The sequence below is a fragment of the Mesorhizobium sp. M1E.F.Ca.ET.063.01.1.1 genome (assembly GCF_003998155.1).
GTDB lineage: Bacteria > Pseudomonadota > Alphaproteobacteria > Rhizobiales > Rhizobiaceae > Mesorhizobium.
Genome location: NZ_RZSC01000200.1, coordinates 1 through 8,965, shown reverse-complemented (window position 1 = coordinate 8,965; position 8,965 = coordinate 1). Strand labels below are relative to the sequence as shown.

Below are 8,965 nucleotides of genomic sequence, written 5' to 3'. Positions count from 1 at the left end.
GGCCCCCTTTTCTTGGGGGTGTCTGTTTTCGCGCGGGTGTTATACCGCCGAGCCGTAGAGATCGTAGGCGTCGACGCGGTCGATCTTGACCGTGACGATGTCGCCGGCGCGCAGCGGCCGCCGCGACTGGATGTGCACGGAGCCATCGATCTCGGGCGCGTCATATTTGGTGCGGCCCTTCGCCGAGGTGCCGTGCGCCTCGTCGATCAGCACCGGCAGGCGCTTGCCGACCTTCTTGGCGAGCTGCGTCGCCGAGATCTTCTGCTGGCGCTGCATGAAGCGGTGCCAGCGTGCCTCCTTGATCTCCTGCGGCACCTGCTCGAGGCCGAGGTCGTTGGAGCGCGCGCCCTTGACCGGCTCGTATTTGAAGCAGCCGGCGCGATCGATTTTTGCTTCGTCGAGCCAGTCGAGCAGCATCTGGAAATCGTCTTCCGTCTCGCCCGGGAAGCCGACGATGAAGGTGGAGCGGATGGCGAGATCCGGACAGACCTCGCGCCAGCCGCGGATGCGCTCCAGCGTCTTCTCGCCATGCGCGGGACGGCGCATGTTCTTCAGCACCTGTGGCGAGGCATGCTGGAAGGGGATGTCGAGATAGGGAAGGATCTTTCCGTCCGCCATCAACGGGATGACGTCGGCGACATGCGGGTAGGGGTACACATAATGCATGCGTATCCAGATGCCGAGCTTGCCGAGTTCCTCGGCGAGGTCGAGGAACTTCGCCCGCACCTCGCGATCGCCGAACATCGACGTCTGGTACTTGATGTCGATGCCGTAGGCGCTGGTGTCCTGCGAGATGACGAGGATTTCCTTGACGCCGGCCTTGGCGAGCTTTTCGGCTTCGCGCAGTACGTCCGCGGCGGGCCGCGAGACGAGGTCGCCGCGCAGCGCCGGGATGATGCAGAAGGTGCAGCGGTTGTTGCAGCCTTCCGAAATCTTCAGATAGGCATAGTGGCGCGGCGTAAGCTTGACGCCCTGCGGCGGCAGGAGATCGACGTAAGGGTCGTGGCTGGGGGGAGCGGCCTCATGCACCGCCGCCATCACGCTCTCATAGGCCTGCGGACCGGTGATCGCCAGCACGTTGGGGTGCTTCTCACGGATCACCTCCGGCTCGGCGCCGAGGCAGCCGGTGACGATGACGCGGCCGTTCTCCGAAAGGGCGGACCCAATGGCGTCGAGCGACTCGCCGCGCGCGGAATCGAGGAAGCCGCAAGTGTTGACGACGACGAGGTCCGCGCCATCATGCTTGCGCGCGATCTCGTAGCCTTCGGCGCGCAGGCGCGTGATGATGCGCTCGGAATCGACGAGCGCCTTCGGGCAACCAAGACTGACGAAACTGACGCGAGGGGCAGACATAGGATTTTCCGGGCTTTTCGGGATCGGCGGCGCAATACCACACTAATTGCTGCATTGGTATGGACTGGCCCTTGCCGCGGCAAAATACAGTGCGAAGGGCCGGCTTACCGGCCGGCCGAGCCCGCGCCGGAGGCGGCGTCAGCTCACTACATTGTTGACGTGCGGCCAGACTTCCATCGCACCGCGGTAGACCATGTCGAGTGCGACGTAGAGGATGATCAGCAAGCCGATATAGGCAATCCAGCGGTAGCGGTGCAGCAGCCGGGCAATGAAGCTCGCGGCAAGGCCCATCAAGCCGATCGACAGCACGAGCCCGATGACCAGCACCCAGAAATGATCCCGAGCCGCGCCGGCGACGGCCAGGACGTTGTCGAGCGACATCGACACGTCGGCAACGACGATCTGCAGCGCCGCCTGGCCGAGCGTCTTGCGTGGCGCCTTGCCGGCAATCATGCTGTCGTGGTCGAGGTCGGAATTGGACAACGCCTCCGTAGCCTGCTCTTCTTCGGCCTGCGAGGTGCGCAGCTCGCGATACATCTTCCAGCAGACCCAAAGCAGTAGGATTCCGCCTGCCAGCAGCAGGCCGACGATTGCAAGCAGCTTGACGGTGACGGCGGCAAACAGGATGCGCAGCACCGTGGCCGCGAGGACACCGATGAGGATCGCCTTCTTGCGTTGGTCCGCGGGCAGCCCGGCCGCGGCGAGGCCTATGACGATGGCATTGTCGCCGGCAAGCACCAGGTCGATCGCGATGACCTGAAGAAGGGCGCTCAGGCTTGCGGCGCTGAAAATATCCATCGTCTGGAAGCCCCTTGCTGTTCGTCTTAGTGTCGGTCGTCGAATATGCTGACGCTAGGGCGGTTCAAGCGTTGATAGAGTCGCCGATCGCTCTAAGTATTTGTTTTTACGCAATTCCGGACGAAAAGCCGCTGCTCGCTTTTCCTGGAATTGCTCTACGTGTGCGATTCCCGCGCGTCAAGAGAACCAGCCGGACCAAGCGCTTGTGCGTCGTCTTGTTCCACCGGAATCCATGTGGACTTTGCAGCCGCAAAGGCTAACCCAGGCCCGGCCGGCCGTGGCCGATCCATCAATCATAAAGATTGTATTTTGCCCAGTCGGTTGCCGGGATTTCGTCGCCGATCTTGTAGCGGAACTGCAGCACCTGCATGTGGTCGGGCGCTGTCTGGCATTTGAACTTCAGCCGGTACCATTGACCCTTGCTGCGAAAGGCGGCGCCGGGGCTCTTTATCGCATCGGTGCTCATCTGCGGCGTGGCGAAGGCGTAAGCCACGACGCGATCAGCCTTGTAGTTACGGTCGTCATGGCTGATCCGGTCGAGCACTTCCGCATCGCAACGCTGCTCGAGACGAGTCTGCGGATCGAGTTTCAGCAGGCCGGTGCGCAGCGCATTGTCCATCGCCTTGGCCGGCCAGGCCAGCGTCAGAGACGCCAGAACCATCAGACAGAGCTTTTTCATGGGCGCGACAAGCAGCATATTCTGTCTGACAAATCAACCAGTGCGGGGGCGCGGCGAGGAGCCACAGCACAGTGCATGCCGCCAAGCCCAGAGCCGCTGAAAGTTCGTCCCTGGCCGCGCTAGAACACACCGCCGATGCCGATGCCGCCACTGATATCAGGAGGAGGGGCGGCTGGGCGCGAGGGCTGCGGTTTGGAGGATCTTGCGGCCTTCCGGCCGGTCGCCGCCTTCCCGGATACGGGAGCGGGATTCGAAGAAACCTTGGCCGGCGCTGTCCTTTGTGCGATCACCGGATCCCTGCAGACACGGCCCGACTGCAGGAACAGATCGCTTAGAAGCTCGAGAGTGGGTTCGGTCGACGACGTCGTCCGCTTGGTGTTCTTGTTGTAGTTGGTGACCGCGCGGACGGAGCCTTTGCCCCAATTTCCATCCACAGTGGCGCGGTAACAACCAAGGCGGCGCAACTCCGTCTGGATGCTGCGCGCCAGATCGGTCGCCTTCTGCTGCTCCGGCTCATTGGTGGACTTGCCGACGATCAGCGTTTCAAGGCCTGATACGACGCTTTGCCGGGCACTCTCGAGACTGGCGACTTGGGTGCCGACCGGCTTGGTCGATGGATCGGGCGACGCCGGAACTTCGACCGACCGCAATGTCTGCCCCACGATCATCACTGCCGTCTGCAAGTCGTTGGAGGCCAGTTCGACCTGCAGTTTTTCCTTGGCGGCGGGGTCCGACAGAATGCGCGACAGGCTGACGCTCAGTTGGACCGGATCGAGCACCTGCTGTTCGGTGAAATAGAACTGCTCGCGCAGGTTTGATTGATCCCAGGGCACCTGCCGCCCGAGCGTCAGCGCCTCGGTCCGGTTGCGTACGCGGATCATCATGTCCGAAATGCTGAGACCGGGGATTTCTATGTTCTGCAACAGGGCGGTGGTGAAAGGGCTGTTGCTTCCCGCTCCATCGAGCGTGGTATTGCCGGGCTGAGTTGCGAAGGCAACGAAGGTGTTTTCGCCTACCTCGACCTGCGCCAGGCCGCCAGCCGAATTCGCACCCTTTCCCATCGGGTTGTCACGGCAGGCGTCGAGGAAAATGAATGTCGGCCGCTCGCGCCGGGCAAACCTCGAGATGACGTCGTCGAGCCTGACGGCCTGTGCGGTCAACTCCTCCAGACTTTTCGCATCCGGCGTGTCGACCGGCAGCAGAAAGTTCTCACCGTGAAGCTGAACGCCGTGGCCGGCGTAGAAGATCAGCACCGCGCCGGCGCTCGAAAGCCTGCTGTCGGCTTGCTGAAACAACCGGGCAAATCCGTCGGCGGACAGATCGGTGCCGCTCAGGACGTCGAAATTCAGCCGTTGGAGGCTCTCCGAAAGCTTTTTTGCATCGTTGGTGGCGTTGGCAAGATGCGGGAGATGAGGGCTCTGATAGTTGGAATTGCCGATGACGATCGCCAGCCGCTTACTCGGCTGCGGCGTCGCCTCTTGGTCCACCGCGGCTTGAACGTCGATCAAGCCGAACCATGAAAACAGCAGAACCGCCAGGATGCGCAGAAAGGGACCACAGGTCATGCCACGAACTCGTCTCAGCAGGCGACAGTCGTCAAGTCGCCGAAGCGCCTCACCCATGGCGCCACCCCGCGCGCCGAAACTCGTCTCCGAAGACGCGAAAAATCTACATCAGAAACCATCTCAAAGGAAGCGCAGCACTGGCCGATAGTCGGAAAACACAGTCAGTCCCAACAAGATATAGGAAATCCAACGGATTTTCTGATAGGATGCTCGGATCATATCTGCTGTAGCTATTGGTTGCACTTCCGATTTCCTACTATCGCATTGCTTGTATTGAATAAAATTGTTCAAGTTCGAGGGGGAATGACGATGAAGGTGGAAAAGCGGCTTCTGCGCCTTTGGGTCCTGGGCACGTTTTCAATCGGCGCCGCAGCCATTTTCATGCCGTCCGAGGCACGCGCCTGTATCGTCGACAACGACGGAACCTTCCTGGACCCCAATTGCTATATTGGCGGCGCCGCCAATGGCGCGATTGTCGACACGTCGCTGGACGCGCTTCACGACATCGTTGACGATATTGTCGAGGCGGATGTCGGTCCGGCAAAGGCAGTTCCGCCAGCGCCGGTGCAGACGGCGCCTTTTGGCGTTTTCGCATCCGGCCAGTTTGCCCATACCGAGCATGACGGCTTCAAGATATCGAACAGCGTCGACACTTTCGACGGGCCGCATTTCGACGTCGATGAATTTTCCGCCGCAATCAGCGTGGACTTCAATGCCGCCAAGCATTTCGGGTTCGACAACGAGCACGGCCTCAATCTCGGTCTGTTCGGCGGCTACGCTTCGGCCAAGGTGGGTGTCGATGCATTCGAGTTCTTCAGCGGCGGCGATGCCACCAACAGAAGCGGCATGTTCGGCGGTTATGGACTCTATCGCCATGACACCAGCTACATGCTTGTCGCCGCCTCGGCTTTTCTCGGCAACACCGATGTCGATCGCGGGAGGCAATTCGGCAGCTATGACACACAGGGCTATGCAATAACCGGGTCTGTCGGCCGCATCTTCAACCTGACCGACCGGGTGCGCTTCGACCTGCGCGGCGGATTGCTGGGGGTTACCTTTACCGGCGATGCATATGAAGACAACTTCGGCACCGACTACGGGAAAAGCCGTCTGTCCTTCGGCGCAGTCAAGTTCGAACCCGGCATCTATGCCGATTTTCAACTTGGGAACGGCATGGTGATCAGCCCCTATGCGCGGGCCGATGTCCAGCAGCGCTTCGGCTATTCCAACACGGCCAGCGTGGAGGGCGTGGAGAGCGAGTTCGACGACGCGGACTTCTCGGTGGCGTTGTACTCCGGTTTCAACCTGAAGATGACAAGCTCGACAACGCTAAGCACCGAAATTCGCGGCAAGTGGTCGGCGGACAGCACGACCATCAGCGGCAAGCTGGGCCTGAAGATCGCCTTCTAGCCTTTCGGTCACCGGCAAGAGCTCTTTCGCGCCAGTGGGGCAGGACGCCGGCGATGTCGGGCTGAGGTTGATTCTGCAGGGAGCCGTGCCGGCGGTTTCGGCTTTCCGGTTATCCCAGAGTGTCTTCTGCGGCATCCTGATCCGCCGTCGCCCCTTCGTCTCCGGTGCCTGTATCCGACACTTGGCCATCGCCCGAGCCAGTCGGGGGAAGCACCGTCACGTCCATTCGAGCGATCCGGGATGCCGCTCTCCCTTGCGTGTTCGGCTCGCTGTCGCCTGTCTCCAAAACGGAGGCCTTTGCAAGATGGCCAATGCTTTCGCCGCTCTTGCCGGGAAAAGCTGCATCGGGTGATGCCTGAGGTCTGGTGCTACGCTGCACTGCACCGGCGTTGTGCTGGCTTCCAATCGGAGAGGTCATGGCTGCGCTCCAGGTGGATGACAGACGCACTATGGCACGGCTGGCTGGTGCCAACCTTGTGGCTGGCTGGGCAAACGCTTGGTTTCAGGCGAGTTCAGAGCGCCACCGGCCCGATTGGCTGTCATATCGGTCCAAGCCCCGGTGGGAGGATGACAAATAATCGTCCAGAGAATGTCAGCAATCCATCAGACTTGGGTCGCATGCGGGAGGGACTGTAGAACCCCTTTTTCTTGCCTTCCAGCAACAGTATTGTTCTTCGAAAGTGCTGGAGGAGAATCCAGCCGGGCAGTTTCGAGGGCAGCCCCCGAAAAAGAACTACGCTGCGGAATACCTAGAACGAAGAATGTCAGCCATGCAGTTCACCGCCTTTCTGGATCCGTGCGACCAGTGGATGGTCTATGACTTATTTTCCGATCTCCCGGCGGAGTTGCCGGGCAGACTGCTGCTTGGACTGACACAGAACGACGCCGAGCAGTTAACCGAGCAGGCGAACGTGGAATTCGTGTCGATGCCGGCCGAATAGGATTAGAGGAAAGAGGAATCGAGCGGCGGGGACAGAACCGTCGAGCTTCGGACTGGCAGAAGCTCATGGATGGCGCCGCCAGCTCAGGAAGACGCCGACTCGCAAGCCATTGTGACCCGGAGCGAAAAGCTAAAGCGCGTCGCGATCTTTCAGATTCGCTTCGTGCGCTTTAGGTTTTTGATTTTACGCATGTCTTGGTCCCGAAACCGGTTCCCACTTTCGGGGGACATGCTTTAGCCAGCAACGACCCAGTCTAATTCCAAGAGACCCTGACGAGGCCTTGGAAGTTCTCAACCTGATCGATGCTCTTCATCAGCGCAATTCGATAGGCGCTCTTGTTCGCCAAGCCATCCCAGACCAAGAACGCGGCAACGGCGGCGACGATCAATAGGATCGGTCGCATTGTGGAACTCCCTCAAAGCTCCTCGTACGCGCATTGGTTATTATGCCCCCGGCCGGAGTTAAGCACAAGCAAGTGCTAATGTAGCTTCCATAGGGGGGATCTCAAAATGCTGAAAGCGCGACGAAAGCCGCAGAAGGCTTACCCGAACAGCGACCGCTATGGAGAGGACGGCCGGCGCCTCTATAGCGCCTATGACGCCGCGACGGTGGCTCGACGACGTGGGCGCCAAGCCTGGGTGAAACGCATCCGGTTTGCTGGGATCGCGCTGGCCATTATTGCTGTAATTGTGGTGGGAATCGTCGTCAGCGCTTTGCCGCACTAGCCGGCGAGGACTAGTCCAATGCCGATGCCCAGGCCAATGGCGATGCCTAGGAAGAGCTTGCCGAGCAAATCGAGGACGATGACGCGGACCTTGCCCCAAACGTCTCTATGGGGCTCGCGGAGAGCGCTGGAGAGGTCATCAAACACCGTATCCATGGACAGACTCTAGATCGGAACGCGACGGATGTGAATCCCCATCCTCTGGCGTTTTCACACCAGTTCTTAGCGGCTGCTAATTTTGCGCTCCTCATGTCTCCTTATATCGGCGTGCCCCCAGGCCGTTATGGGCGCAACCTTCAACATCGTATTTTTATTCAACTCGTCTAATAGACGGGACGTATCCGTAGTTTAAACCTGGAAAGACCGATCTTGCGGCTGCCGATGTCACGTGGCCTTGTCGACCGAGCGGTGTCGCATGCTGTGCCGGATAAGCGGCGTGAGTGGAGGCCTTGCCCCTGAAAAATGACCGGCGCCGTTGGTGGAGGTTGCCTGAACTGCTGGCGCCGGCCAGTTCAGTGCGCAAACGCAGCCATAGCTGAGTCTTGACGTCGGGTCACCTTTCGCGCCGGCGGGTCGAAACACGCGCTCAGCGGGAACTGACGCGGCGCGCGGAGGCCGGCGCAGGACCACGCATATAATAAAGCTCCGGCCGATAGCGTGGTGCAACGAATTCGCGAAAGGCTGATGCCAACCGAGTGATCAAACTCCACATCGAAACGCCTCCTATGACCTTGTGACGGCTGGAGGACATGGCGGCAAAATCCGTGATGCCGGCGCTGACAGGGTCGCTGGTGATGGACCGCTAGAACAAAAGACTGAATCGGATTGGATCGCGGTCAGAAGTCCCCATGCGGTTTCGGACGAGAAGAGGGCGATCCCGAGGCCCGTGGCCAAGATCAATGCGGGAAGGCCGAGCAGCAGCTTACGCGACATCATTGTCCCAACCTCACGCACGCCGGTGTTGATGTGGAACAGATTCTACGCGCCCCGGCGTGCCTGAAACTGTGGTTGCAACAGCCGTGCCACGCTTGCATGCCAAACAACCTGGCTATCCGGCGGCGAGATCCCGCGCGAAAAAGACCGGCGCCTTCCATCGCGCCCGCAGTCCCATTTCAGGACGAATCCGCTGGCACCGCGCTTGCATGGAGACCGTTGCCGGCTAATCCCGGTCGGCTCGTCGGGCTTGAAGGTTGTTGTTGGGGGCCTCGCCCGGCGAGTTGAGCATTCCGTCTCTTGCAATCGTGCGAGGTAGGATGTTTACCGACAAAGAGACCCGAGTGGTCGAGGCTTGCCTGCTGGTTGCCGTGCCGCTGTCGATCGTTGTGGCAGCCGCCCTTGCGTGGCTCATTCCTCTGTGAGCGCTTCTGTCGGATCCGCATGCTGGCCAGCAAGCGCGCTCGCCGCCATCCCGGCCGTATAGCGCTGCCGGTAACGCCAGGCTCTGCTGGCGAGCATCACGGCGGCGATTGCGGCGATGTAGAGCTGGACTGCTGTG

Annotated in this window: 9 protein-coding genes; 3 read left to right on the top strand and 6 right to left on the bottom strand. The window is 60.6% G+C overall.

Annotated features, from left to right (window positions below):
* Positions 1 to 39: 39 nt before the first annotated feature.
* The 4 genes from rimO to EOA29_RS16155 form a co-directional block, all read right to left on the bottom strand.
* Entirely contained in the window at positions 40 to 1,353 is a 1,314-nt protein-coding gene (gene rimO / locus EOA29_RS16170) for a 30S ribosomal protein S12 methylthiotransferase RimO (RefSeq protein WP_126093965.1), read from the bottom strand.
* Positions 1,354 to 1,491: 138 nt separating this feature from the next.
* The gene (locus tag EOA29_RS16165; protein ID WP_126093966.1) at positions 1,492 to 2,151 is read right to left on the bottom strand and encodes a TerC family protein; all 660 of its coding nucleotides are present in this window, start codon (positions 2,149 to 2,151) and stop codon (positions 1,492 to 1,494) included.
* 289 nt (positions 2,152 to 2,440) lie between these two features.
* Entirely contained in the window at positions 2,441 to 2,848 is a 408-nt protein-coding gene (locus EOA29_RS16160; RefSeq protein WP_189350055.1) for a DUF930 domain-containing protein, read from the bottom strand.
* 101 nt (positions 2,849 to 2,949) lie between these two features.
* Positions 2,950 to 4,395, bottom strand: coding sequence for a caspase family protein (locus EOA29_RS16155; RefSeq protein WP_126093967.1), 1,446 nt, complete (start codon positions 4,393 to 4,395; stop codon positions 2,950 to 2,952).
* 237 nt (positions 4,396 to 4,632) lie between these two features.
* On the opposite strand from EOA29_RS16155, the gene EOA29_RS16150 reads away from it, so the two are divergent.
* Complete coding sequence (locus tag EOA29_RS16150) at positions 4,633 to 5,805, top strand: autotransporter outer membrane beta-barrel domain-containing protein (RefSeq protein ID WP_245464680.1); 1,173 nt, start codon at positions 4,633 to 4,635, stop codon at positions 5,803 to 5,805.
* 770 nt (positions 5,806 to 6,575) lie between these two features.
* Positions 6,576 to 6,746 carry a hypothetical protein gene (locus tag EOA29_RS41430; protein ID WP_189350057.1) on the top strand — a complete coding sequence of 57 codons (171 nt, stop codon included), beginning with the start codon at positions 6,576 to 6,578 and terminating at the stop codon, positions 6,744 to 6,746.
* Positions 6,747 to 6,999: 253 nt separating this feature from the next.
* Here EOA29_RS41430 and EOA29_RS41425 read toward each other — a convergent pair whose 3' ends face one another.
* The gene (locus EOA29_RS41425; RefSeq protein ID WP_189350059.1) at positions 7,000 to 7,149 is read right to left on the bottom strand and encodes a hypothetical protein; all 150 of its coding nucleotides are present in this window, start codon (positions 7,147 to 7,149) and stop codon (positions 7,000 to 7,002) included.
* Positions 7,150 to 7,255: 106 nt separating this feature from the next.
* On the opposite strand from EOA29_RS41425, the gene EOA29_RS16140 reads away from it, so the two are divergent.
* Entirely contained in the window at positions 7,256 to 7,471 is a 216-nt protein-coding gene (locus tag EOA29_RS16140) for a hypothetical protein (RefSeq protein WP_126093969.1), read from the top strand.
* Here the strand turns inward: EOA29_RS16140 and EOA29_RS41420 are convergent.
* On the bottom strand, positions 7,468 to 7,626 hold the full coding sequence (locus EOA29_RS41420; protein WP_189350061.1) for a hypothetical protein: 159 nt from the start codon (positions 7,624 to 7,626) through the stop codon (positions 7,468 to 7,470). The genes EOA29_RS16140 and EOA29_RS41420 overlap by 4 nt on opposite strands.
* Positions 7,627 to 8,965 lie beyond the last annotated feature (1,339 nt).